Raw genomic sequence first — 24,979 nt, forward strand, 5'->3', positions numbered from 1 at the left:
CTTTTCTGAATACTATTAGTATTTTTTTTTAATAATAAGATAAAGCAGATATGTATATCTCCTTTATCTTATTATATACTTCAATTATTTAGAGTATAAGAATAAAATTGTAATATAATTATAAAAATTACTAATGAAAAAATATAAATCAAATCTCTGCCTGCTAATTGTGGAGTTAGATAATAGGTACGCTGACGTGTGCCTGTGAATCCGCGTGCTTCCATCGCTATCGCTATTCGTTCAGACTTGCGAATACCTTGCGTGAATAGTGGTAACGCATAACGGATAAAAGATTTCCAGCTATTCTTCTGCTTATACCCTCTAATCTTATGCGCCGATTTCATTTGAGCCAGTTCTGTCTGGAACAAAGGAATAAAGCGAAATCCAGCTAACAGTCCATAAGCCCACTTTGGCGATAATCTACATTGATGAACCAGACTCATAATCATAGCAGTAAGATCGGTGGTCGATGTGAACAACAGTCCATACGTAACAAATCCAAGCATCCGCAGTGCAATCATTAGACCATTATTCAGACTTTCTTCAGTAATATGGAACCATCCCCATTGCCAGATAGTATGCTCACCTTTACCAAATGCCGCCATCATCCAGAAAATCATTACAAAAAAGATCATGTACGGCAATAATCGTTTGAGTAAATAAGCAATCCGCCAACCACCCAAAGTCAGTCCAATCACCAGTGCTACTAACCAGATCGCTAAAGTGATACGAGGATCAGTGACTGCCATCAATACGCACATCACTAACAAATGAGTCACCAACTTGATCGTCGGATTCAAGGTGGATAACCACGAATGATTGCTTTTCATACAATACTCCGCTCCTTCTGTGGCTGTAGCAACCGGTAATGAAGTGGAGGGATAATCGCATGATCCCCGATGTGTTCTGGATTAGCAAAGAGATGATAAGGTGCTCCATTGTAGATCACTTTGCCCTGATCAAACAAAATCACGGTATCGGCGTATTCATCCACCAGATCCATATCATGCGTGACCATCACAATCGTTGTTCCTTGCTCCTGCCGTTGTTGCAGTCGCTTGATTAATTCAGCCGATGTTTTAGCATCTTGCCCGAATGTAGGTTCATCTAATAGAAGTAACGACTGATCGAATAACAGCATAGTGGCTACGCTCAAGCGCCTTTTTTGTCCCAGACTAAGTGTAAATGGATGTTGATCTTGATAAGCTTCTAAGCCGAATTCTTGCAACAATTGTATCGTTTTGGAGGTTACTTCCTCTTCTGACCAATTCCGTTGTCGTCCGCCAAAAGCGATCTCGTCAAACACCGTATCGGTTACAAATTGCAGTTCAGGATTTTGAAAAACAAATCCTGCTTGCTCATACAGATCACGATCACTCCATTTTTTTAATAATTTATGTTGAAAAGAAAGCTGACCACTACGAATACGTTCTAACCGAATTAAGCTTTTGAGAAATGTACTTTTCCCACTTCCGTTAGCTCCGACAATCGCTACCCATTTCCCTGACTGAATCGAGATATTCATATCGCTCATAACAGATTTTTGACGATACCCGATCTCCAGTTGTTCGGTAACTATGATATCAGGTGTATGATTGTCGGTTGTATCTGCATGTAGTGTAGCTGTACGGCGTTGTTGTAGTGTCTGTTGCAACTGCTTCGCTAATGGATGAGACGGATGATCTTGTACATCTTCCCATGTATACGGGAATAATTGAGGTTGCCATATGCCAGCTTCTTCCATCTCTGCACGATACCGCTCGATCATCTCTGCTGGCTTGCCTTGAGCCATAATACGCCCTTGTGCATTCATTAAAATGACTGTATCCATCCACTCAATACACCCATCTAATGTATGTTCTACAAATACCATCGTCTGTCCGTAATGATCAGCTAGGTCATGTAGCAATTGAAAAATTTCTTTGCGACTGATCGGATCAAGTTGTGCTGTCGGTTCATCGAAAAAAAGAACTTCCGGTTCAAGCGCTAACAGACACGCTAGCGCTAGCCGTTGCTTCATACCTCCAGATAGTGTCTCAATAGCGGTATGCCGATCTATATTCAGACCGACTTGCTTCATCACCGTATCTATCATAGTGTCCATCTGAGCACGCGGAATAGAGCGATTTTCCAAGCTAAAAGCAATCTCTTCATCCACATGAAGCATACAGAACTGCGAATCCGGGTCTTGAAACATCACGCCACATTGAGGGGCTAACTGAATCTCGCCTTCCACTTCAGCTTCTACATGTTCAGGAATAATACCGGACAATGCAGATAATAGCGTCGACTTGCCACTACCACTTGGCCCGAGAATCAATACTTTTTCTCCACGTGAAATCGATAAATGAATGTCTGTTAATACATTTTCTTCTCGCTGATAAAAACGTACTGACAGGTCTTTACACCCTAGAAGCGATTCCATTCGCATTTCCCTTCTTCCGCCGTACTTTCATAATTTCGTATTGATCTAGCACCCCTGTTTTGCACAAAGCTTCTACAATAATTTTGGCTAACCATCCACCTAAAATCATTCCACTGATCACTTGAATAACCAGAGTCGTAATCAATACTTGTGTGGTGTAATAGCCGAATCCATTAGCGATAACGTTATACAACACTCCACCTACTGCCGCCAGCGCTCCTGATAACATTAATGTCATTAAGTTATAACGTTTGTAGCCAAATACAGCAAAAGCAATCTCTGCTCCAATCCCTTGAAACACACCGATCAATAAAGCAGATAATCCAAAATGGCTACCTGTTAACAGCTCTACAGCCGCCGCCGCTACTTCAGCAATCAATGCCGCCCCTGGCTTACGAATAATATAAGCTACAATCGGGCTTGCAATAATCCAGATGCCGAACATAAATCCTGCACCTACAGGCCCCACTAATGCAGAGATCGGTATCCATAATGTCGACCATCCTAGATAAATAACGCCACAAGCCACCGCCAGAATAACAGTCAACACCACTTCTTTCATTTTCCATGTCATAGAGATTGATGAGGAACTCATACGCGTGCAACCTCCATCGGCACAGGCCAATCTTCCAGAGTGTACGCCATATCCCAGAACATATATTCAAACTGACAACTTAGAAGAAAATGCTCTTTCATACGCGCCCGATGTGCAGGTGTCGTCTGCTCTGCCCATTTATCCAATCGAGCACAAAATTGATGAGTAATCGTATCGGTACGATTGCCATAGAAGTTAATCCAATCATAAAAAGGATGGGAGACATCCGGCTTCACTTCATCCAATAATTTCACACCAATCTCCCAATACGTCCACGGACAAGGCAACAATACTGCCAAAATATCGCCTAGATCCCCTTCATGAGCCACAGTTAACATATGACGAATATAATGATGAGAAGAAGGAGAAAGCGCATATCCTTGCAAATCTTCATACTTGACGCCAGCCACCTCGCAAAAGTTATTGTGAGGATGAATTTCACTATGAAGCACAAATGAAATCTGCTCGTTAAACATCGCCATATCTTCACGTGTTGGGCATTTCGCAATCGCCGTTCCATAGATACGCATAAAAGAATTCAAATACTCAAAATCTTGCTTTACATAATGGATCAATTGCTCACTACGCAGATCACCTTTGGCAATCCCTTGTACAAATGGATGGTTAAAAATCGCTTCAAAAATAGGGTCTGCGGCCTGTCTAATTTCCTGTGAAAAACTCATAACTGTATCCTCCTTAGATTGAAGCATCGATAACGACGCTTGGTTAATAAAGAAGGACCACTACTGGAATATATGGAAAAATACATGCAAAAAAGCCGCCCCGTGATGGAGCGGCAGAATAGGTGTACGTATATGTACAGGTACCCTTGCACAGTCTCCACTTTCCTACGCTAGTATGAACTAGATCAGGTTCCAAGGGTCCGGGATCTTCCCGTCTCAGCCTACACAAAGGCTCCCCTAGTGGTCATTCGATTCATTTGCATCTTACTGTACACACGATTGAACAGACTGTCAACTGCTATAACCTCAGTAATCTTTCCTTTTTTAACAGTTATAGGGTTATAAAATGGTGTAAAATATAATTATTAGTAAGGATTGGCGCGTAGATTTAACTATCCAAACAGAATTGAGTTGATCTCGATGACACGTAAAGTGGTCTTGGCAGGTGGCACAGGATTTATCGGACAGTATTTGGAAAAAAGATTTGCATCATTGGGTATTGAAGTGCAGATCATTTCCAGACAATCTCCACATATCGCATGGGATGATCATCAAGGAATTGTTCAAGCTCTCGATGGAGCAGAAATGGTGATTAATCTAGCAGGTAAATCGGTCAATTGTCGTTATAACGAACAAAATAAACGTGAAATTATGAACTCTCGAATCGAAACCACCCAGATTCTTGGAAACGCTATCCTGGCTTGTGAACATCCACCTGCGCTTTGGATCAATTCCAGCACAGCTACTATTTATCGTCATGCAGAAGATCGCCCTATGACCGAGACGAAAGGCGAAATCGGTAGCGGATTTTCGGTAGACGTTGCCAAAGCGTGGGAAGAAGCTTTTTTCTCTTTTAGCCTTCCGCATACCCGACAAGCCGCATTACGGATTGCTATCGTATTAGGACCTGGTGGTGGTGTCATGACCCCTTTCAAAAATCTAGTTCGCTTCGGGCTGGGCGGTCATCAAGGGTCAGGGAAGCAGATGTTTAGCTGGATTCATGTTGAAGATTTATTTCAGATTATTTTATTTATTCAAGAGTGGGAATCGCTTGAAGGAGTATTCAACTGCACGTCTCCCAATCCGGTGACCAATCGTGAACTGATGGCAACGATGCGCAAAGTGATGCATCGTAAAGGCGGTCTACCTGCGTCTACATGGATGCTTAATCTAGGGGCTAGAGTGATTCGGACGGAACCCGAATTGGTGCTTAAAAGCCGTTGGGTGATCCCTAATCGTCTCATCAAAGAAGGATTTATGTTCAAATACGGACGGTTGGAACAAGCACTGCACCATATTTTGCATACAAAATCATAACATCATACCGTACAGACGAACATGACTTTTAAAATAAAGCAAAAAAGGGTATCGTAGAGGTAGACTTGAGTAACAGCTTGAATAGCTTACTCAAAAATTAGAGTTAAAGGTGTGCTTATACGTGCGAATTAATAAATATATTAGTGAATCTGGAATTACATCCCGCCGGGGTGCTGATAAATGGATCAATGAAGGTATTGTCACAATCAACGGTGTGGTTGCCGAGCTAGGCAGTCAGGTCGAAGAAGGCGACGATGTGCGGGTCAAAGGCAAACTGATCAAAGTCGAACAAGAAAATGTCTATATTGTGCTCAACAAGCCGGTAGGCATTACCAGTACAACCGAGCGTCATATTCGGGGCAATATCGTAGATTTTGTCAATCATCCTCTGCGTATTTTCCATGTCGGACGATTGGATAAAGATTCGGACGGCTTAATTATGCTGACCAATGATGGCGATATCGTTAACGAGATTTTGCGTGCTGAAAATAAGCATGAAAAAGAATATATCGTCACTGTGGATCAACCGATTACGCCTTCTTTTCTTAAACAAATGGCTTCCGGTGTAGAGATTCTAGATACAGTGACTTTACCTTGTCAGGTCGTTCAACAATCCAAATATGTATTCAAAATCATTTTGACGCAAGGATTGAATCGTCAGATTCGCCGCATGTGTTCTGCACTTGGCTATGAAGTTCGCGCTCTACGGCGTACACGCATTATGAATATCCGTCTAGGCAATCTACCAACAGGCAAATGGCGCGACCTGACAACTGATGAACTCAATCGCCTATTCCGCGATTTAGAATATACGCCAAAAAAACGCTAATTCACCTGAAAAAGACCTCTTTGACTTGATCCGTTATCCTATATCAGATAGCAGATCATTGAAGAGGTCTTTTTGGTATCAAAAAATGTCTGTCCAGAAAAAATCCAAACAAACGTGAATCATTCCTATTTGGATAGTATATATTTTAACTGTAAAGTCTCTTCCAATATCATCCTTTTATAGTTTTTAATTATTGTCATAACAAAGCATATTAGCGAAGATTTTATTTTATAAAGAAAAGAGGTGATCTTATCAAACTACTCCTATCAGTAGTTATGATGGTTATTTTACTTTCTGGATGTTCACTAAACGGAAGTAAACCAAATCCTGAGAACAGTAATGCCGATTATGTGAAATACAAGGATCAAATGTATATTAATGAGCCCAAAATGATCGTTATAGATTCCACCCAACTTTCAAAAATAGATACTGTAAACGAATCCTCTACAGTACCTAAAGACACACCTATTTATAAAATAAATGGGTACTCGGATAATGATATAATAGCTGTAAAAAATACTAATAATGCATTGCAAGGAAAAATGAACATAGATATATACAATGTGTATACTTTATTAAAAGATATGGATGTAAAATCTAAAAAATTGGATATTTTTGATCAAAAAATAGAATCTGTTGATCTGTATAAAGAAGGACAATTTATGCGTACATTACACGGAAAAGAAAGTAAAAAATTTATTGCTCTCGTAAATGCTGCTAAAACGACTATTCATATAGATAGTAGTAATGCTGTGATGTATTCTTTTTTGTATAAACTAAATAGTGCTATCGTTCTAAAATACAATGTGCTAGAGCATAATAATCAATACATGCTTGCTTATAATGATGCAGAACTTCCTTCAGCTATTAGCAATTATTTTCAGCAGAAATGAGTTTTGGTTGTTCCTATGCTCAGCTAGTACGATGAGTAAGAGATTGTATTAATCTTATCAACCACATATAAAAAGACCTCTTTTACTTTGTCTATTATCTTATGTTCGATAATTGACTGCAAAAGAGGTCTTTTTGGTATAAAATCATAGCTAATCAGACACAAACATTGAATAGTCCCAAGCGCTTACGATTTTGAAAAATCGAACTTGAGGAATACATATTTTTGTTTATCTGATTTCGGCGATTACTTGTAAAATACTTTTTCTACATTGTATTTCGCATGTAGTGTATTAATAATGTACGTCTCGTAAATTTCACGATCCATAGCGTTGTCGATCAAGCAGACTTCAATCTTAGTGACTTCATCACGGTGATCTTTGATCGGTGATACGGTATCTTCGAAATGCTTTTTGATACGAGGTCTAAGCTTACGTGCTTTACCGACAAATAGTAATTCATCTTGTTCGTTATAGAACATAAAGATACCGCCTGTTTCACGCGAAATCAGATGAAAATCGGTAAATCCGTAAATATGGCTAAGCTCAGGGTTAATTTGTTTGGTAATCGTAACATCCGCTGTCGGGATTGTTATAGTAATCAATATGGTCACTTCCTCATTCTATATAGGTGTTCATCCTATCATAATTTACACTGCAAAACTACGAATACTCTTATCTTACCACGTTGCTGATCTGCATCTCTATATGATTTTGCTAGTTATGGATGAGGTATGGCTCTATTTCAGCAAATGATTTGTGCAAATGTTATACCTTTTTCCACCACATGCCTAAGGAATGAGGTGCTGTATACGTAAATCCATACTGTGCATACAATTGGTCTGCCGGCGGATCTGCGAATAGTACCGCATGAGATTGAAGAGACATATTCTTTTCCAAGTATGTTGTGATCTCACGCATAATCGCTTTGCCGTAACCTTTGCCTTGATATTCTGGGCGCACACAGATATCGGTAATATGAAAAAATAATCCGCCATCTCCTACGACCCGTCCCATCCCGATCGCTTGTCCTTCTTCTTCCAACACAACAGCAAATAGGGTATTCGGTAATCCTTTACTTGCGCCTTCGACACTCATTTCGCTCAGCCCGGATACTTTACGTAACGTTAAGTACTCTTCAATCGCTGGAATACGATGAACAATCTGCATGTATGTACAACTCCTTTTTTTATCTCACATGATAACAAATAATCCCTATACTGCATACGAATGTATACAAATAAAGTTGACGCTCTCTATTAATGGTTAATATCTTAGTAAAAGATGAAAAGGTTGGTGACATTACATGGCGGTACATAACCAAAAAGATACTACGGTAGAACCTACAATAATTATTGGAGCAGGACTGGCAGGTCTATGTTGTGCTTTTGAATTAGCCGAGCAAGGCAAGTCTGTAATCGTTCTTGAAGCGGCTCCTTATATCGGAGGAAGAACAGCCAACTGGGTCGAAGACGGCATGGAAGTCGAATCTGGATTTCATAAATTTCTAGGTTACTACACTGTCCTTCCTGAAATTTTGAAAAATGCAGGTATTTCGATGAGCGATATGGTGCACTGGGAAGAAACCACCAATATTCGTCATACAGAAGCACAGGGTACATTCGGGTTAGACCCTTTCAAAGCTCCTCTCAAAACGATTGCAGGTGCACTTGGGAATAACGATCTTATCTCTCCAGCAGACAAAGCGTCATTGATTCCTTTTTTTGCAGCCGGATTTAAAGATTATATCAGCAATCCAGATAAACTCGATCAATCTTCGATCCAAGAATACGCTGAACAGCATGGTGTATCTACCGATGCGATTGAGCGATTGATTCAGCCATTATCATCAGGGATTTTCTTTTTACCTATTGAAGAATATTCTGCGTATGCGTTTTTCGGTCTATTTGCTCCAGCTCTACCACGTATCGCCAAAGTACGTATCGGTGCTTTCAAAGGCGGAATGACTGATGTCATGACAGGTCCTCTTGCCAAAGCGATTGAAGAACGTGGTGGACAGGTGCTAACAAATAAAACGGTAGCTCATTTACTATATGATAATGAAAAAGTCGTTGGTGTGCAGTTGGAAGATAGCTCTCAAATCTATGGCGAACAAGTAGTTGTTGCTACAAATATCCGTCGTGCTCAAATGCTATTAACCGAACATTTCCGTGCACATGAATGGTTCCAGGATTTCTTATCGTTAGAATCGATGCCTTATATTACAGCTCAATTTGAAGCGACAGAAAAATTAGCAGCCGTCGATCATACGATGTTTGGCCCGGGTACACAATTAGGTTCGTTCAGCGAACAATCTCGAACTACATTTGAACGTCCAACTGGACGAGCTTCGATCATTCTGGTTGATCCTGATACATTAATTGATCTACCGGATAAAGAAGTATGGGAAATCACCAAAAAATCACTTCACGATGTTGATCTTCCTAATGTGGATACGATGACACAGTATCGAATTATACGTGGCAAAGAAAACTTTTATCGTCTGGCAAAAGGCAATGAACACAAACGTCCGAAGCAGATTACTCCAATCGATGGACTATTTCTTGCAGGTGATTATACTGATCAACCGCTCCTTGCGACTATGGAAGGTGCAGCTATTTCAGGCAGACGAGCAGCAACCGGTATTTTAAAAGGAAGAGTCATTTAATAATAGAGTGAGAAATAAGACCTTATCATATGATAAGGTCTTATTTTTATTTTTATATATTCTACTAACAACTCATTTTTACAATTATAATTATAGAGCTGTAAAATATTTTGCACTCTCGACCATCGGTGTACAATCGCTGTGATCGCCTACTAGATTAATCTCAAAAATATAATCTTTGCCTTTTACAAAAGGCTTCACCATCTGCCAATCGATCAGTCCTTCACCCAGTGGCAAGGAATCATGAACTTGTCCCATACTATCCACCAGATGATAATAGACCGCATATGGAGCGGTACGTTCAAGCACATCGCGTAATTTCTGATTATCTCCTCGAAAAGCGATAAAGGTATGGCTTACATCAACATTCAACGGCAAAGCTAACGGAATAATAAGATCATCTATTAAGTATGGATTGGAATAACAAAATAGCCCTTCTGTTGAATCTTCCCAGACAATCTGTTCACGTCCATATTCTAAAATAGCAGCAATTTCTTCTCGCAATGCGATTGTACGTTCACGTGAAACTTCTGCATTTTCACTACGTACATAATGTGCATGTAACACACACTTTGCACCTTCTGCTTTACAAATTTGAACCAATTGGCGTGTTGATTCATGATAAAATCGGCGCAGCTCGATATTTGTACTCATAATATCTAAAAATGTATTTTGATATCGGGATGGATGGTGTAAATATACTGTAACTCCTCTATTTTTCAACTCACGTATTCGAGCAACAATCAAGTCGGGTTGTTGCATATCTGTCGCACTCAAATAAAATTCGATAATCTCGGGGTTATACGCAAGTCGGTTATCTAGACTTGATCGATCTAAGCTTCCTTTTAGTCGCATATTATTCACAGTACTCTCTCCTTTTTTCACTCTATCTATTCTATCGTTTTCTATGTATCTATATATTACAATATATGAAATAAACCTTGATGCGTAATTATATGTGTATTTGTAAAATACGAATATAATCAGCCAGGGAGACAGGACGGAATCTATGGAAAGTTCGATACTTCTAAAAACGAAAGTTTCTAAACCGATGATTCGTAACTACACGATTGACCGTCCAGAGTGGATTCATCGTGTAGAACAAGGCATGAATTTTAGAATAAATATGATCTATGCACCGGCAGGAAGTGGCAAAACCACCTTACTAGGGCAATGGTTATATGAAAAAAAGCAACCGTACGCATGGCTTTCCCTAGACGAACGTGATAATGATCCTCGTCGATTCTGGCGCTATATGATCTATTCTTTATCTTGTTATATGATTCCTGATCTAGAAGAGCGATTATTACCTCTGCTGTCCAACTCTTCTATGAGTAGTATCACGTCTTTTATCGATATGTTTATTCATGAATTAGACCAATTAAAAGCACCACTTGCTATGATACTGGATGATTATCAATTTATAGCAAGTTCTGATATTCACAAAGGATTGTGTTATCTGATCGATTATTTACCACCCCATATTCATCTCTATATTTCGTCTCGCCAAACACTTCCATTTGTACATATTGGAAAATGGTTAGTTCGACAACAATTAAATATTATCGCTGCTGGTGAAATGGCTTTTTCAGAAGAAGAAGTTGCTTTACTTTGTCAGCATACGATAGGTTATTCGCTACCTACTGAGATTATTCATAAGCTTGTTCAACAAACCGAAGGCTGGATTGCAGGGATTCAATTAGCTTTGATTTCATTTCAACAAGATGAAGAACAATACCGCTTTACTTTAGATTTTAATGGCAAGCATCGCAGTATAGCAGATTATTTATTTTATGAAGTATGGAGCGGTTTTGATGAGGAACTGCAATCTTTTTTATTACAAACGTCTATTTTGAAGCGTATGAATGCAGAGTTATGTGATGAGCTCACCGGTCTGCAAGACAGTCAGTGCAAATTACATCGTCTACAACAGCTTACTCTATTTCTAATTCCACTGGATGAAGATGGCGAATGGTATCGATATCATCATTTATTTGCAGAATTTGTCCAAAATGTATTACGTCAATCGTCACATACACGATGGATCAGCGGGCATCAGAAAGCGAGCCAAATCTATATCGAGCGACAATGGATCGAAGAAGCAATCGATCATTCTTTGATCGCCCACAACTATAAACAAGCCGCCCAATTAATCGATAATCATGTAGAAGAATGGCTAAGTAAAGGTGAACTGGATACGTTACTGCACTGGTTCCAGCTATTCCCTGAGGATTATGAATTTACAATAGCACTCTGTCTGATTCAAGCGTTTATTTTAGGAATTGTAGATCGTTTTGAAGAATCGATTGAATTGCTAAAACGATGCGAGCAACGTATTAAAGCATTATCTTCTTCTGACAAATATTCTAATTATTTAGGCATTTTATTTTTGGTCAAAACTAATATTTTATTTGCATCTCGAGACTTTGATGAATGGTTTGCTTTTATGCGTTCTATTCAACAACAAATCCCTCAAAACTCGGTCTTTTTCCACTTTAATTATAATAAAAACGAACCGTTTGTTAGAAATACAGCTTTTGGCTTAAAAGGACTTCTAAGTCAGGAGACAGCTCATGTCAGTGCAGAAATGATCCGTATCTTGCATCAGCAACATGGAGAAAATTCGTTATTGGTACAGTATGTTATGCAAGCTGTTGTTGAAGGATCTTATGAACGTAACGATCTCAATACCTGTATCTATTGGGTTCAAAAAATATCGAAAAACGATAACTATCGCATCGTTCCAGGATTACTTGTTCCTTTTCGCTTAATGACAGTCAAATTAAAGTTGAAAGAAAAACAGTATATTACAGCACGTACTATTCTCGAAAATACATTACAACTGCTGGAAGATCCTCAATACCATAACTGGCGCAAACATCTATATGCTTTTATCGCATGGATCGATCTTTTAGAAGGTGATATCGAGAAATCTATCCATGTATTAGATTCGATCTCAATCACTAGCAAGCAACGTATCTCTTTAGATCAATCGCTTGCATTTATGATATTATCTCGCGCACTGATAGCTAACAAAGACTATAATACCGCTCTGGAAATTTTAGCTTCTATTCGCTTTTTTGCAGAAAATGAGCATTCGACCAATATTGAATGTTCTGTTATTGTTCTTCAATCGATCTGTACTTATCGCAAAGGACAAGTAGATACGGCTATTTTATTGCTCCAACAAGCGATTGAATTAGTCATGCCGTTTGATTATGTACGAACATTTGTAGATGAAGGAATGGTTATCTATATTTTGTTACAAAAATTAAGCCATAAAAAGCATATCGTTAACCATCCTCAGATGCTTAAATATATAACTAAATTACTAAATATATTAGAAGCAGAAGGCAAAACGCCTCTGTCATTAACAGAAAATCATCTTATTGAAGCGTTAACACCTAAAGAATTAGACGTGCTCAAATTGATTCGTCAAGGTCATTCTAATCAACAAATTGCTGATCAATTGGGGCTTACGATTGGTACGATCAAAGTGTATATCAATCGCATTTATAATAAGCTGGGCGTGACTTCTCGTGTTCAAGCATTACTCAAATCGCAGGAATTAGAACTGCTTTCCGGTCTATAAATAAGCGATTGAACATTATATTTTTTTATTAAAAAAAGTATCTCATTTGTAATAAAAATGTATTCAAGTTAACTTTAGTTAATAGATGCGTAAGGCTTGGATTTGCTACAATAAAAACAACCCAGATCATGGGAGAATAAATGACATCAAATAGAAAATCTTCTGCTATCATTCGATTTTTCTCTGTGATCTTACCTATCCGAACGGTTTCCTCCAATCATATTTTTGTAGACCTCGATTCGGCAGATATTATCGAGGTCTTTTTTTTTACAGATAATAAATGATCAAAAAGATGGTTGATATCGATGTACCGTTTAACCAAAAGGAGTTGTTAATGATGAATTATCGTATACAAGCTTGTTCCAATGCGGTGTATCAAGAACAACATATGACATTTGTATTAGAAAATTATGTTCCGCTTCATGTGCCTAATACTTTTTTATTAACACTTGGCTTTACGTCTGCTCCTATTCTTTTAGAAGAAGAATGTTTTATCACTCTGGATCAACATGATGAGGTGATCGGGGCTTGGAGTTATCTGTATGGAACAGAAGAATATGCTTATTACAATACTGAAGTGATCCAGATTCAATCTGTGATTTTGAGCGCTCCTTATCGCAAAACCAAACTATTTGCTCAAGGTCTTCAACATCTGGTTCGACATATTGATCAATCCAGAAGAGGAGTCAAAGAAGTGCGCTTCTGGATTGCTGCTGATCCCAAATTAAAAAGGTTATGTTCCAAATTCGCCAAGCCTACTTCTACTTTATTGACCCCTCAAGGTATTGTAGAAGAATATCGTGTTCCTTTTAACCAACTCTATAATTATGCTAGAGGATTACAAAGTAAACGACATGCCCGATAAATTAAAATAAGCCCGATACGGCTTCTCTTATGCTTACAAAGAGAAGATCGTATCGGGCTTTGTGATGTCTTATAGACTGCTAGCGTTAAATGTATCTCCACCGGCAATCGTTCCAGATTCAAATCCTTTATAAAACCAGCGTTGACGTTGTTCTGACGTACCATGTGTAAAGCTATCCGGCACGACATACCCTTGTCCTTGCTTCTGGAGAGTATCATCACCGACAGCACTTGCGGCAGTTAATGCTTCTTGTAGATCGCCTTCTTCTAACAGATTGGTTCCTTGTGCATCATGAGCCCAGACACCTGCTAGATAATCGGCTTGTAACTCTAATTTAACCTGCATTTTGTTATATTGCGTTTCGCTCATATTTTGACGGGCAGATTGAATCTTATCCATCGTTCCAAGCAATGTTTGTACATGATGACCTACCTCATGAGCAATCACATAAGCCATCGCAAAATCACCCGGGGCTTTGAATTTCTGTTGAAGCTCATCATAAAAACTCAGATCAATATATAATTTCTGATCACCCGGACAATAAAAAGGCCCTACCGCAGAACTGGCTGTACCACAAGCAGAATCAACACGATCGTTATACAGTACCAGTGTAGGCTTAGTATAGGTTAATCCTTGCTTTTCAAATTGAGCTGTCCAGACATCTTCTGTACTGGCTAATACTACAGATACCATATTCACTAACTCTTGTTCTTCTGCGGTTGCTTGATAAGGTGCAGACGATTCAGTCGTTGTGGATGTTGTCCCATTCAATAATTCACTAGGATTGCCTCCTAATAACGTTACAATCAAAATAATAATAATACCGCCAATTCCGCCACCTATAATTGTTTTGCCACCTTTACCTCTGCGATCTTCTACGTTGGAACTTGTTCGTCTACCCTGTAACTTCATCTTTCTGCCCCCTAATGACTGATCCAAACCGATTTCTTTTACGTATGTATTAGTGATATACCCCAAAAGAATTGTAACATCCCATTTACGTTCTATCTCAAGCCATTTATTTCATTTTTTACCTATCTACATAGTTCTATCACAACGACAAATTATTGAACCCTATTTCATATAATTAAGTTAATTTTTTAATATAAGGTTTTTTCTTTAGTAAATATGTTTAATATAGTATCAATCAACTACATCGATAATCATGATACGAATATATACGGTTGTATCATTTATCAAAATAGCATGATCACACACTATAATAACAAACATCAGGAGGCGACAAGAATGGGACGTTACGTACAAGTAGAAGACAATGTAAAGATTTATGTAGAAGATATTGGTGAAGGGATTCCGGTTATTTTCTTACACGGATGGCCAGCAAACAACCTTATGTTTGAATATCAATACTCTATCCTACCTAAAGAAGGCTACCGTTGTATCGGAATCGACTTCCGCGGATTCGGTAAATCAGATGCACCGTGGGAAAGCTATTCATTTGACCGTATGGCAGATGATTTGAAAGCGGTTATCGACGAGCTTGATATCGAAAATGCAGCTTTGATTGGCTTCTCAATGGGTGGAGCAGTGGCTTCTCGGTATATGGCACGTCATCAAGGTAAAGGCATCTCTCATCTTGCATTGATGGGTTCTGCAACACCAGTCTTTACACAGCGTCCTGATTTTGAATATAACATCACAAAGGAAGACCTTAATGAACAATTAATTATTCCTACGTATGAAGATCGTCCAAAAATGTTATCTCAATTCGGTCTTAAATTTACGCATACGAAGTCCAAAGCAGCTATGATGGTATGGTTAGAGTCATTGTGCTTCCAAGCTTCTAATCACGGTACAATCAAAGCAGCAGAATCATTACGTGATGAAGACTTGCGTGGAGACTTGCCACATATTAATGTACCGACAGTCATTTTCCAGGGTCAAAAAGATAAAATCTGTGATCCTCAATTAGCTGAATTAACACAACAAAGTATCGCTGGTTCTCGTCTTGTTGAATTTGAACATAGCGGTCATGCTATGATGTTCGACGAGCAAGAGAAGTTTAATTCAGAGTTATTATTATTCCTTAACCAAATGTCTCGTGATAACCATACACCAAGAGCAGCAAGCCGTAATCTATAATATTTCCTATCATCTGATGAAGATTAAAGCTGGCGATCCCAAGTTGTGATCGTCAGCTTTTTTTATGCTTATTTTTTACGAAATAATGACGATATTATACGTAGTATCTGTTATTCCATAGTAACGCAATAATAGATATGTATAGGGAGCATGCACGAAAGGCTAAGTATGTAATCTATGGGAAAGGAGAAGTATACGCTTGAATGTGCTGGAGTCACTAATTCCGATAGCTCTTTATGTTTTACCGATGCTCTTCTTTTTCTATATGGGGATTAATGTGTTATTACGCAATCCCAAAAAAGTAGAACATCGTCTGGTAAGTATCGCGATTGGTTGTTATTTTTTACTTTTTTTAGAAGAGTATGTTCGCTACCAATTACCGCTTGAATATAGTTCTACTCTGTCTTCTTTGTGGTTCGCTAATGTAGGTATTGTGTTACCGAGTTTGAGTTTTCATTTTATTATCAAGCTATCCGGAGCTTATCGCAAAATGCCCAAATGGTTGTATCCGTATATTTTTTATCTTCCTCTCCTGATTATTCCGGTAGGCATTATGAATAACTCAAAATTTATTTCTTCACAACAATTCGTCATGGCGGGCATGTGGAAAGTGCCTGTATATAATACTTCTTATTATGCCGCTCTTACTGTAAGTATTCTAATCAGTGTTGCTTCACTAATCTTTCTTTCCCGTCATCAGGCTTTGAATCGCTCATCTGAACACCAAGCCATCTATCGTATATTGCGCCGGGGTATGAGTATTTCTTTAAGCTGGATCGCTTTTTTTGGTTATTTTCATTTCGGTGAATCTTTGCCGCCTTATCCGTATTTGTATGGTGGATTAATCTGGTGCTTTACGTTACAAGTCGCTATGAAAAAATATGATTTTCTCAACTTTGATCATCATCGTTACAAAAAATTGTTTGATATGAATCCAGCGGCGATCCTGTTAGCTAATGTATCAGGCACGATTAAAGAAGCGAATCCCAGTGCCAGACAATTATTTTCTTTTGTTGATTTGGATGATACGAATTTGCATACACTAGCCAGTGAAGACCTGGCTTCTAAATTACAAAGGCATCAAGGCATTATTGATATGGAAACCAAAGTGTGGAATGGTGAACAATGGATCGATATTCTGGTCAAAGGCGACTATGTATTCGTAGAGCATGAAGATCATGTTATTCTTATTATGCGTGATATTACAGTCAAAAAAGAACAACAACGTCAAATTGCTTTTCTCGCTTATCATGATTCTTTAACAGAATTGCCGAATCGTCGTTACTTTTATCAAGAATTAGAGAAGTCGATTGTACAAGCCGAGCAACATCAAGAACAACTTGCCATTATTCTGATTGATCTGGATTATTTCAAAGAAACCAACGATCGGTACGGGCATCAAGCAGGTGATGAGATGCTTCAACATACCGCCAAGCTTATTCAACAATTAGTAGGCTCTACCGGTATGGCGGCACGTCTTGGAGGCGATGAATTTGTACTATTTATTCATCCTGTCGAACATCAGATTCAAGTCCAGAAGATTGTGAATCAATTGAATGCTGTATTCGCTCAAGCGGAACTGGCATATGGTAATGACACACTTTCGATTCCGATGAGTTGTGGTGCTAGTATCTACCCACAAGACGGTACCGATGTCGATACACTGCTCAATCATGCAGACAAAGCCATGTATCGTAGCAAACGTCAACGTAAATTAAAAATATGAAAACCGTCTATATCACCTGACTGTGGTATAGACGGTTTTTTTATAGAAGAAATCTTATTGAATCGCAATATAAATCTTCACTTCTGATTGTTCAGGATTAGCCGTCGATTCATACACTTCAAAATCACCTGTATATGTTCGCACTTCCGAAGCATCCTCGAAATAATTCCAGATCATGCCCCATGTCTGAGCAACAGTCTCAAATACAGGTCCTTTCGGTGTGGTAAATACCATATAACGACTGGCTGGTACAGTAATCTCTAGTTGTCGCTGTGCTGATTCTGAAGCATGAGAAGGATCTTCTGCTTGCTGTCCGATCACTACCGTATATGCTCCGGTCGCATCACTTTCATAATCGGTATAGAGTGCATAGGTTGGAGCATCACTAGAAGATAGATCAGGATGTTGACCTTTGTAATGCAGATAAGATGCCCACAACTGTGGTAAACGTGCATTGGTAACTCCTAATTCGTCTGCATTGGTTGTTCTTGTCCCAATGCCATGTATTACAAAAGCAGGTAACTGTACAATCGTCGTTGTCGCTACCGTAGTCATATATCATCCCTCTTTCTGTTCTTTTATTCAAAGTATACAGAAGGAATATAGACAACTGTCTGTCTAGTTAGAATAGCGGTCGATTATTTTTTGCGCACGCTGTATTAATTCTGGAATAAGGGTCGGCGGCGATTGTATCTGCACCTGATCTCCAAAGCCCAGCACCATACTATAAAACCAATCATCTATAATAAAAGAACCTTGCACATCAATATCTCCATCCGTTTGCACAGTGATCCAAGCAGGGTCAAATATATCGCTTAAACGATGGCGGACTTGCGGGCTAAATCGTAATCTTACGTCTTGTCGCTGTTCTTCATTCGTTCCACTATTCCATTGATATTGATCCCAATCTGGAATATCACGCCGCTCAAATGTATGTGAAGTACATTCTAATTCCAAAATACGAGACAACCGGAACAAACGAAAATCTTCCCGTAATGTACAATACGCATGTAGATACCAGACATATCCTTTCAAAATCAAAGCTGATGGTTCTACGGCTCGTTCACTTTCAATGCCGTTAGTATTGAGATAATGTAAATTCACCTGATAGGTATTGGTGATCGCTTCACGTAATAGATTCACTTTATCGCGTGTCGCTGGATTCTGTCCCCAGGGGTTAAAATCAAATACAATACCTGCACTTTGTATCGTAGTCTGCATTCGATCGTGTGGACGAAGTAGCGCTTGTACTTTATCCAGTAATGTCGCAAACATCTGATCATTGAATACAGTCGTCATCCCTTTTACCGCAGAGATCATCGCATCAATCTCACTTAATGTCAAAAATTGACGGGCAATCGTGTACTGCTCCATAATCTCAAATCCGCCGGTGGTGCCTTGATGAGCGACAATCGGAATACCTGCCTGACTGAGAGTATCAATATCTCTATAAATCGTTTTGGTCGATACTTCAAAGCGTGTCGCCAATTCTTTGGCACTGATCCGTTGGCGATTCAATAACAATACAGTGATCGCAAGTAATCGATCTATTTTCATAATGTCTCCTTAGCTTATGCTCTCTGCTGTATATTCACTTTGCAATAGAGCAAAAATCGCAAGATCCACATACGTTTCTTTTTCATATTCATGTTGTCTTAGTAGACCTTCTTGTACAAATCCCAACTTTTCTATTAGACGAATCGAAGCTTGATTGGCTGGCTCAATTTTGGCTTCAATCTTATTCAGCTTCATCTGCTCAAATCCAAACTGAATAATACATAAAGCCACTTCTTTCATAATGCCTTTGCCCCAGTATGCAGAAGATAGATCATATCCTAATTCTGTTCGATGATGTTCTTGCTCATAAGCTAGAAATCCACATGTGCCTATCACTTTGCCTGTCTCACGATCTTCGATCATCCAGCGTAATCCAGATTGTTCGGCAAAAATACGCTCATACCATTTCATCTCGTCTAGCGCTTCTTCCACCGAGGTGAACGGAGTAAATGACATATACTGTACAACAGCTTGATCTGCATACAATTGATATAGATCATCTGCATCTGTGAGTTGTGCTTGTCTTAATACAAAACGTGGAGTCTCTAACTGTGGAAATTGCTCAAACGTAAATAAATCGCTCATTGTTGTACTCCTTTAGATTATGTATGGTGCTACACTTCTATCTGTACCGTTACAGTTGTCTGATTTGGAAAGTACCCATCCCACATTATTCTCGTATACTACATATCATACTACTTATCCTAATCTTATCATCATACCTTTAATATAATCGAGGTGCGTATCCATGTACACATTATCTACAACAGAAATTCAAACCTATCTTCAACAACTGGGAATCGAAGAGATTCAGCCCCCTACTCTAGATTATTTAGTTCAATTGCATCAAGCTCATGTCCGCCGCTTTTCCTGGCAGACGGTCGATATTTTTGCAGGGCATCCGACCAGTATCGATATACAGCAATCTATTGCACTGCTTTTAAGCGGACGTAGCGGTTATTGTTTTCATCTGAATGGAGCGTTTAGCACTTTGCTACGTTCTCTAGGTTATCAAGTGTTCTGGCATCGAGCAGGTGTACAGCCTTTGGGTACAGAACCGCGTATCAATTCATTTCATTTGGGATTAACAGTTCATCTGGATCATGAGGGAATAGCGCAACCATGGATTATTGATGTGGGTCTTGGCGATATGCCTTATACGCCGATGCCTTTAATAGAGGGGACTTATACTCAATCGCCTTTTCAATATGCAGTAACATCTTCAAGTATTGATCCCAAAGGATGGCGGTTAGAACATGATGCTTATGCTTCTATTGTCGGTGTTGATATCGATCATCAGGTGGTCACTGATCTCAAACCTTTTGAAGATAATCATGAATTTTATAGCCGTTCTCCGCAGTCACCGTGGTTTGATGTCTTTCTTTTGCGCCAACGAGATCAATACACCAGTCATGAATTACGTGGATGTGTGCTCAAAACGATCGATGCTAGCGGTGTTCAGTATACCGAAATCGTAAACAAACAAGAATGGTTGAATGTGTTACATGATATATTTGGCGAATCTTTTGTTCCATACACTGCTTTAGAAAAAGACGAGTTCTGGCATCGTGTACAGCAAGCTCATGAGATATGGAAACAGACCCAATCATTGTCCAATCATTCACATTTATAATCACGTATTGCATCTGTGTATCTTATAATTTCAAGTATCCTACATGTAAAATGCTAAAAAGCCACTCCTACGCAGGAGTGGCTTTGCTGATTATATTGAATATCAAGCTGGATTACACATGTAACTGCTGTGCAACGATAGTAAATGTTTTGGGAATCCCTTTATCAAACACTTCTGAAGATTGATTCGGCAATTCTTCCAGTACTTTGATCATCAGACCCGATGTAGCCACAGCGGTAACAATCTCGCCGATTGTCCACTGACGTAAATATACTTTTTGCTCGTCTTTGATCTGTTGATCAGATTCGGCATATTTAGAATAAGAGACGGCTTTTTCTGTTAATGAAGTATCAAAGTAATCTCCTGTTACTTTATGCTTGCGAATATTAGCTGTTGTACCTTTAGAAGTAATCAGCTTGGTCGAGATCGGGTGGAAATCTTGTAATACCAATTGACCACCTGACGCAAGTAAGCTAGATACTACATGGAATAATGGCTGTAGATCGGTAAAATAATGCAAAATGCCAAATTCCATAAATACGATATCATATTGATTAGCCAGTTCCTGTAAAGGCAGTTGAAGCACATCAGACACGATATACTGCAAAGGCACTCCTGCGGCACGTGCTAAATCTTGAGCATATTGCTCATTTTCAGCAGAGAAATCAACGATCGTCAGTTCAGCCCCCAGCAAAGCTAATGCAACTGCTTTGTTACCATTAGAACCGAGTAAATTGATAATTTTTTTGCCTTGTATATGGTCTTCCATATGTTTGAATGCTGTACCGATCCGTTTTTGCGGATCTTGTTTGATTTTCTCAGCCGCTTCTTCTGGTGTACCAAAGCGATTCACCCATGATTGATAGGTGCCGTTGTTCCAAGCATTTTTGTTCTGTTGTGATGATTCCATAAAAAAACCCTCCATAGATAGCGTAACGCGCAAAAATATTATTTTATCTATCGTACCATCTTATGAAGGAATGTAGTTATTTTTATCGTTTTTTATAGCGATTAGATAAATCCACCATTGGCACGTAACGTCTGACCTGTGACCCATTTGGAAGATTCACTTGCTAGAAATAATACAACGCCTGCAATATCATCTGGTTCACCCAAGCGTCCAAATGAATTCATATTGCGAAGACCTTCGATCTGTTGCTCGGTTTTGCCTACTGTGAACAATTCGGTATTCACAGGACCCGGAGCTACTGCATTGATCGTGATTCCTTTTTTGCCAAATTCTTTGGCGAGTTGACGGGTGAATTGCTCAACTGCACCTTTGGTTCCTGCATAGACGCTATAACCAGGGAACATCTGACCTACAACTGACGTTGAAAAGTTAATAATACGACCGTTAGGCTCCATATGTAGAGCCGCTTGCTGACATGCAAAAAATGTTCCTTTGACATTGATCCCAAACTGTTGCTCAAAGTCCTCTTCGGTTACTTCTGTGATCGATTGTGTTTTCATTACACCTGCATTGTTGACCAGAATATCTAATTTGCCATATGTTGATAAAGTAATCTGAAATAATTGTTCGAGTTCAGTGAGTTGACTGATATCGGCTTGAACAGCTGTAGCTTCACCACCTGCTTGCTTGATCGCTTTCACCACTTCTGCTGCTTTGTCAGGGCTACTTGTATAGTTCACAATCACTTTAGCGCCATGAGCAGCTAATTGATGCGCAATCTCACGACCGATTCCTCGGGATGCTCCTGTAACTAAAGCCACTTTACCTGCTAATATTGTTTCCATAACATAAACCTCCTCTGTGTACCATACGATCTATATATTTGATGTGTTGATTATAAATAACTCCCCTTAAATAATCAAGTGACAATTTTTGATATTTGTCATCATTGTCATGTTATTGATTTACATGCATAACAAAAAACACACTCTCTGTGATGCAGAAAATGTGTTCTGGGACTGATACGTCTATGATGAATGAGCTTGAATACTGGCTAAAACCATATGCCAGACCTGTTTAAATTGTTGGTCGATTGCCGGATCTGTCCATTGATAAGCATGAGCAGGATGATGAAAATAAGAAGTCGCTATTATTAATGTTCGGGCTATCTGCTCAGGTTGACCCTGCTTAAATTCGTTATCTTCTATCCCTTGCTGAATAATAAGAGATACTTGCTCCACTAGCAGATCAACATGATTCACTATAGAAGGCAAAGCTTCCATCGTAACCGCTGTATACATTTGGAACATCTCTGGATCTTCCACAGCATATTTTCGCTTAGTCTGTGCCAGTGTCTCTAACCATTGACGTAAACGTTCTGTTGCGGAATGATCACCATCTTGAACGATATGCTGTAAAGGGCTTGAAATCTGTTGTAACCAACGTTCTGTGACTGATTCTCGTAGTGCTGCTTTGCTAGCAAAGTGGCGATAAATCGTGCCATGACTGACTTTTAACGCGCGGGCGACATCGACGACCGATGTTTTGTCAGGCCCGTACCGACGTAACGCTTGCTCTGCCGCATCTAAAATTTGTTCTTTTGTTAATGGTGCATCATATGCCATCTGTTTCACCTCAATATATGTTTTACGATAGCATAGCAATAATGGGATATCAATTCATGTTTATTGTTATTCTCAAGCAACATAGAACTTCCAGAGCAATTAGCGATATAATAGTCTAAAGGTCTACAGCACGTTAGCAACAGGAAAGGACGTGACTTCATCCGTGTCCGATACAACCTCTTACTCATTCTCTCGAAATCAGCTATGCTTTTGTGGAAGTGGGCAAAAGCTTAAACATTGTCATAAAACAGCCGAGCCGGATAGCCGGGCTGCTCATCTATATCAATTGTATCAAGATATCGATCATACGATTGACGATTACCGTGCAACAAGTGTACAACAGCCTCCTTGTTCAGCAGGTTGCCGGGCTTGTTGTTCGGATTATGTACCTATTTCGCAGGTGGAATTTGAATTGTTGCTGATCTATATGGAGCGCAATTGGAGTACATCTGATATCGAAGATGCTTTTGCCAAAGCGGCTAAAGATTGGGAGACTTTTCGAGTAGAAAATCCACCCATGTATGTTTCTTTAGCACATCCTACTAACACTGATGACGAATTGAATGCGATCCGTCATCACGCTACACGTAATAGCTTTGCTTGTCCATTACTGGATGCTGAAAAAGGAACCTGTCGTGTGTATCCAGTACGTCCTTTTATTTGCCGTACTCATGGAAGTTCTCATACTTTTTATGGAACATGGAAAGAACGTCTTCGCCCTGAAAAGATATGCGAATATATTCCCGGTGGTAAGCCTCATCGTAAGATCACACCTAATATTGCAGATCGTTGGAGTGATTATGAACGTATTGCGGATGTAATGATTGGACCGAAGCGTCGCCCACTCCGTCAATATCCGATTATGTACTGGTTGGTATTGTATGCCAAACATGGTGGTGGAGCTACAACAGCTATCGGCAATCTCGATAACTTCGAGCTTTCTCTTCAAGATCACAATAATAAAATGGCTCAGTATACAGGCAAATAAAAAAAGAGCAGCGATATCGATATCGTTGCTCTTTGTGCTTATTTCTTATGCGTATATTCTTCGTTGGCTTTGTCTAACATCGATTTCCAATCGCTGAAATTTGTCTCACGATTGACATGACGATCAAATAATTCGCCTTCAACATTTTGAATGTCCTCTAGCGTGTCTGCTTGGAAATTACCTTTTTTCAAAAATTCAGCAAAGCTATCCAGACTCGAATATTTGCTCATAAATCCGCGGTTAAACAACATATCCAAAGATACATAGCCTTCACCTTGTGCTTCTTTTTGCCCTTGCAAATCTTTTAACAAATCTTCCATTGACATCGGTTTTTGCTTTTTCAAATGACCACTCCTATATTGTGTTTTGGCAATAGATAACTTTCGTTCGATTGCAAACATCTTGTTATTGTAAGCTATCTCAACAGAAAGCACCATACTTCTACAAGTGAAATAGAATATAGATACTCCCTATGACTTCTTTATATAACATACTTCTACTTATTATAACATTAACCGCTGTAGATACCCAGAAACACCTTGTGATTTTTTTCCCAATTCTTTGCTACATATT

25 protein-coding genes and 1 riboswitch are annotated in these 24,979 nt (G+C 39.1%); of the genes, 10 read left to right on the top strand and 15 right to left on the bottom strand.

The window, feature by feature from the left end; all coding sequences use genetic code 11:
* Positions 1-80: 80 nt before the first annotated feature.
* From QE450_RS19490 to tenA, 4 genes are read right to left on the bottom strand one after another with little or no spacing between them, the layout of a single operon-like run.
* Positions 81-830 carry an energy-coupling factor transporter transmembrane component T family protein gene (locus tag QE450_RS19490; protein WP_307301475.1) on the bottom strand — a complete coding sequence of 250 codons (750 nt, stop codon included), beginning with the start codon at positions 828-830 and terminating at the stop codon, positions 81-83.
* Positions 827-2,425: an ABC transporter ATP-binding protein gene (locus QE450_RS19495; RefSeq protein WP_307301477.1), complete on the bottom strand. Its 1,599-nt coding sequence runs from the start codon at positions 2,423-2,425 to the stop codon at positions 827-829. Before QE450_RS19495 ends, QE450_RS19490 begins: the two co-directional genes overlap by 4 nt.
* Positions 2,403-2,999 (bottom strand): ECF transporter S component, encoded by a 597-nt coding sequence (locus QE450_RS19500; protein WP_274172851.1) that lies wholly within the window; start codon positions 2,997-2,999, stop codon positions 2,403-2,405. The genes QE450_RS19495 and QE450_RS19500 overlap by 23 nt, the downstream gene beginning before the upstream one ends.
* Positions 3,000-3,016: 17 nt before the next feature.
* Positions 3,017-3,703, bottom strand: a complete 687-nt coding sequence (tenA, locus tag QE450_RS19505; RefSeq protein WP_307301479.1) for a thiaminase II — start codon at positions 3,701-3,703, stop codon at positions 3,017-3,019.
* Between the two features lie 145 nt (positions 3,704-3,848).
* A riboswitch (TPP riboswitch) is annotated at positions 3,849-3,952 on the bottom strand.
* 171 nt (positions 3,953-4,123) lie between these two features.
* Between tenA and QE450_RS19510 the strand changes: the two genes are divergently transcribed.
* From QE450_RS19510 to QE450_RS19520, 3 genes are all read left to right on the top strand, one after another.
* Entirely contained in the window at positions 4,124-5,020 is an 897-nt protein-coding gene (locus tag QE450_RS19510; RefSeq protein WP_307301481.1) for a TIGR01777 family oxidoreductase, read from the top strand.
* Positions 5,021-5,141: 121 nt separating this feature from the next.
* Complete coding sequence (gene rluF, locus QE450_RS19515) at positions 5,142-5,849, top strand: 23S rRNA pseudouridine(2604) synthase RluF (protein ID WP_307301484.1); 708 nt, start codon at positions 5,142-5,144, stop codon at positions 5,847-5,849.
* A gap of 278 nt (positions 5,850-6,127) precedes the next feature.
* On the top strand, positions 6,128-6,742 hold the full coding sequence (locus tag QE450_RS19520; protein ID WP_307301486.1) for a hypothetical protein: 615 nt from the start codon (positions 6,128-6,130) through the stop codon (positions 6,740-6,742).
* 245 nt (positions 6,743-6,987) lie between these two features.
* Here the strand turns inward: QE450_RS19520 and QE450_RS19525 are convergent, their stop codons facing one another.
* Complete coding sequence (locus tag QE450_RS19525; RefSeq protein ID WP_204825879.1) at positions 6,988-7,344, bottom strand: nucleotide excision repair endonuclease; 357 nt, start codon at positions 7,342-7,344, stop codon at positions 6,988-6,990.
* 163 nt (positions 7,345-7,507) lie between these two features.
* Positions 7,508-7,909, bottom strand: a complete 402-nt coding sequence (locus tag QE450_RS19530) for a GNAT family N-acetyltransferase (RefSeq protein ID WP_273614172.1) — start codon at positions 7,907-7,909, stop codon at positions 7,508-7,510.
* Between the two features lie 136 nt (positions 7,910-8,045).
* Between QE450_RS19530 and QE450_RS19535 the strand changes: the two genes are divergently transcribed.
* Positions 8,046-9,407, top strand: coding sequence for a hydroxysqualene dehydroxylase (locus tag QE450_RS19535; protein ID WP_307301489.1), 1,362 nt, complete (start codon positions 8,046-8,048; stop codon positions 9,405-9,407).
* A gap of 90 nt (positions 9,408-9,497) precedes the next feature.
* Here the strand turns inward: QE450_RS19535 and QE450_RS19540 are convergent, their stop codons facing one another.
* Entirely contained in the window at positions 9,498-10,262 is a 765-nt protein-coding gene (locus QE450_RS19540; RefSeq protein ID WP_274173005.1) for a sugar phosphate isomerase/epimerase family protein, read from the bottom strand.
* Between the two features lie 154 nt (positions 10,263-10,416).
* On the opposite strand from QE450_RS19540, the gene QE450_RS19545 reads away from it, so the two are divergent.
* Together QE450_RS19545 and QE450_RS19550 are read left to right on the top strand one after the other, a co-directional pair.
* Positions 10,417-12,999, top strand: coding sequence for a winged helix-turn-helix domain-containing protein (locus QE450_RS19545; RefSeq protein ID WP_307301491.1), 2,583 nt, complete (start codon positions 10,417-10,419; stop codon positions 12,997-12,999).
* Between the two features lie 337 nt (positions 13,000-13,336).
* Positions 13,337-13,864 carry a hypothetical protein gene (locus tag QE450_RS19550; protein WP_307301494.1) on the top strand — a complete coding sequence of 176 codons (528 nt, stop codon included), beginning with the start codon at positions 13,337-13,339 and terminating at the stop codon, positions 13,862-13,864.
* 69 nt (positions 13,865-13,933) lie between these two features.
* On the opposite strand, the gene ypfJ is transcribed toward QE450_RS19550, so the two are convergent.
* Positions 13,934-14,776, bottom strand: coding sequence for a KPN_02809 family neutral zinc metallopeptidase (gene ypfJ, locus QE450_RS19555; protein ID WP_274171425.1), 843 nt, complete (start codon positions 14,774-14,776; stop codon positions 13,934-13,936).
* 336 nt (positions 14,777-15,112) lie between these two features.
* On the opposite strand from ypfJ, the gene QE450_RS19560 reads away from it, so the two are divergent.
* Positions 15,113-15,967 carry an alpha/beta fold hydrolase gene (locus tag QE450_RS19560; RefSeq protein ID WP_274171424.1) on the top strand — a complete coding sequence of 285 codons (855 nt, stop codon included), beginning with the start codon at positions 15,113-15,115 and terminating at the stop codon, positions 15,965-15,967.
* A gap of 205 nt (positions 15,968-16,172) precedes the next feature.
* Positions 16,173-17,693 (top strand): sensor domain-containing diguanylate cyclase, encoded by a 1,521-nt coding sequence (locus tag QE450_RS19565; protein ID WP_273616382.1) that lies wholly within the window; start codon positions 16,173-16,175, stop codon positions 17,691-17,693.
* Positions 17,694-17,747: 54 nt separating this feature from the next.
* Here the strand turns inward: QE450_RS19565 and QE450_RS19570 are convergent, their stop codons facing one another.
* From QE450_RS19570 to QE450_RS19580, 3 genes are all read right to left on the bottom strand, one after another.
* Positions 17,748-18,248 carry a GyrI-like domain-containing protein gene (locus QE450_RS19570; protein WP_307301496.1) on the bottom strand — a complete coding sequence of 167 codons (501 nt, stop codon included), beginning with the start codon at positions 18,246-18,248 and terminating at the stop codon, positions 17,748-17,750.
* A gap of 63 nt (positions 18,249-18,311) precedes the next feature.
* Positions 18,312-19,250, bottom strand: a complete 939-nt coding sequence (locus QE450_RS19575; RefSeq protein ID WP_307301498.1) for a helix-turn-helix transcriptional regulator — start codon at positions 19,248-19,250, stop codon at positions 18,312-18,314.
* Positions 19,251-19,259: 9 nt separating this feature from the next.
* Positions 19,260-19,835 (bottom strand): GNAT family N-acetyltransferase, encoded by a 576-nt coding sequence (locus QE450_RS19580; RefSeq protein WP_307301500.1) that lies wholly within the window; start codon positions 19,833-19,835, stop codon positions 19,260-19,262.
* A gap of 163 nt (positions 19,836-19,998) precedes the next feature.
* Here QE450_RS19580 and QE450_RS19585 point away from each other — a divergent pair, with 163 nt between their 5' ends.
* Complete coding sequence (locus QE450_RS19585; protein WP_307301502.1) at positions 19,999-20,883, top strand: arylamine N-acetyltransferase family protein; 885 nt, start codon at positions 19,999-20,001, stop codon at positions 20,881-20,883.
* Positions 20,884-20,995: 112 nt separating this feature from the next.
* On the opposite strand, the gene QE450_RS19590 is transcribed toward QE450_RS19585, so the two are convergent.
* The 3 genes from QE450_RS19590 to QE450_RS19600 all read right to left on the bottom strand — a co-directional run bounded on the left by QE450_RS19590 (position 20,996) and on the right by QE450_RS19600 (position 23,418).
* Positions 20,996-21,793, bottom strand: coding sequence for a class I SAM-dependent methyltransferase (locus QE450_RS19590; protein ID WP_307301504.1), 798 nt, complete (start codon positions 21,791-21,793; stop codon positions 20,996-20,998).
* A 101-nt stretch (positions 21,794-21,894) separates the two neighbouring features.
* Complete coding sequence (locus QE450_RS19595; protein ID WP_307301506.1) at positions 21,895-22,638, bottom strand: SDR family oxidoreductase; 744 nt, start codon at positions 22,636-22,638, stop codon at positions 21,895-21,897.
* Positions 22,639-22,821: 183 nt separating this feature from the next.
* Positions 22,822-23,418, bottom strand: a complete 597-nt coding sequence (locus tag QE450_RS19600; protein WP_307301508.1) for a TetR/AcrR family transcriptional regulator — start codon at positions 23,416-23,418, stop codon at positions 22,822-22,824.
* A 163-nt stretch (positions 23,419-23,581) separates the two neighbouring features.
* On the opposite strand from QE450_RS19600, the gene QE450_RS19605 reads away from it, so the two are divergent.
* Positions 23,582-24,406 (top strand): SEC-C motif-containing protein, encoded by an 825-nt coding sequence (locus QE450_RS19605; RefSeq protein ID WP_307301509.1) that lies wholly within the window; start codon positions 23,582-23,584, stop codon positions 24,404-24,406.
* A 38-nt stretch (positions 24,407-24,444) separates the two neighbouring features.
* Here QE450_RS19605 and QE450_RS19610 read toward each other — a convergent pair whose 3' ends face one another.
* Positions 24,445-24,732 (bottom strand): hypothetical protein, encoded by a 288-nt coding sequence (locus QE450_RS19610; RefSeq protein WP_273616383.1) that lies wholly within the window; start codon positions 24,730-24,732, stop codon positions 24,445-24,447.
* Positions 24,733-24,979 lie beyond the last annotated feature (247 nt).

The sequence above is a fragment of the Paenibacillus sp. SORGH_AS_0306 genome (assembly GCF_030819345.1).
Lineage (GTDB): Bacteria > Bacillota > Bacilli > Paenibacillales > Paenibacillaceae > Saccharibacillus > Saccharibacillus kyungheensis.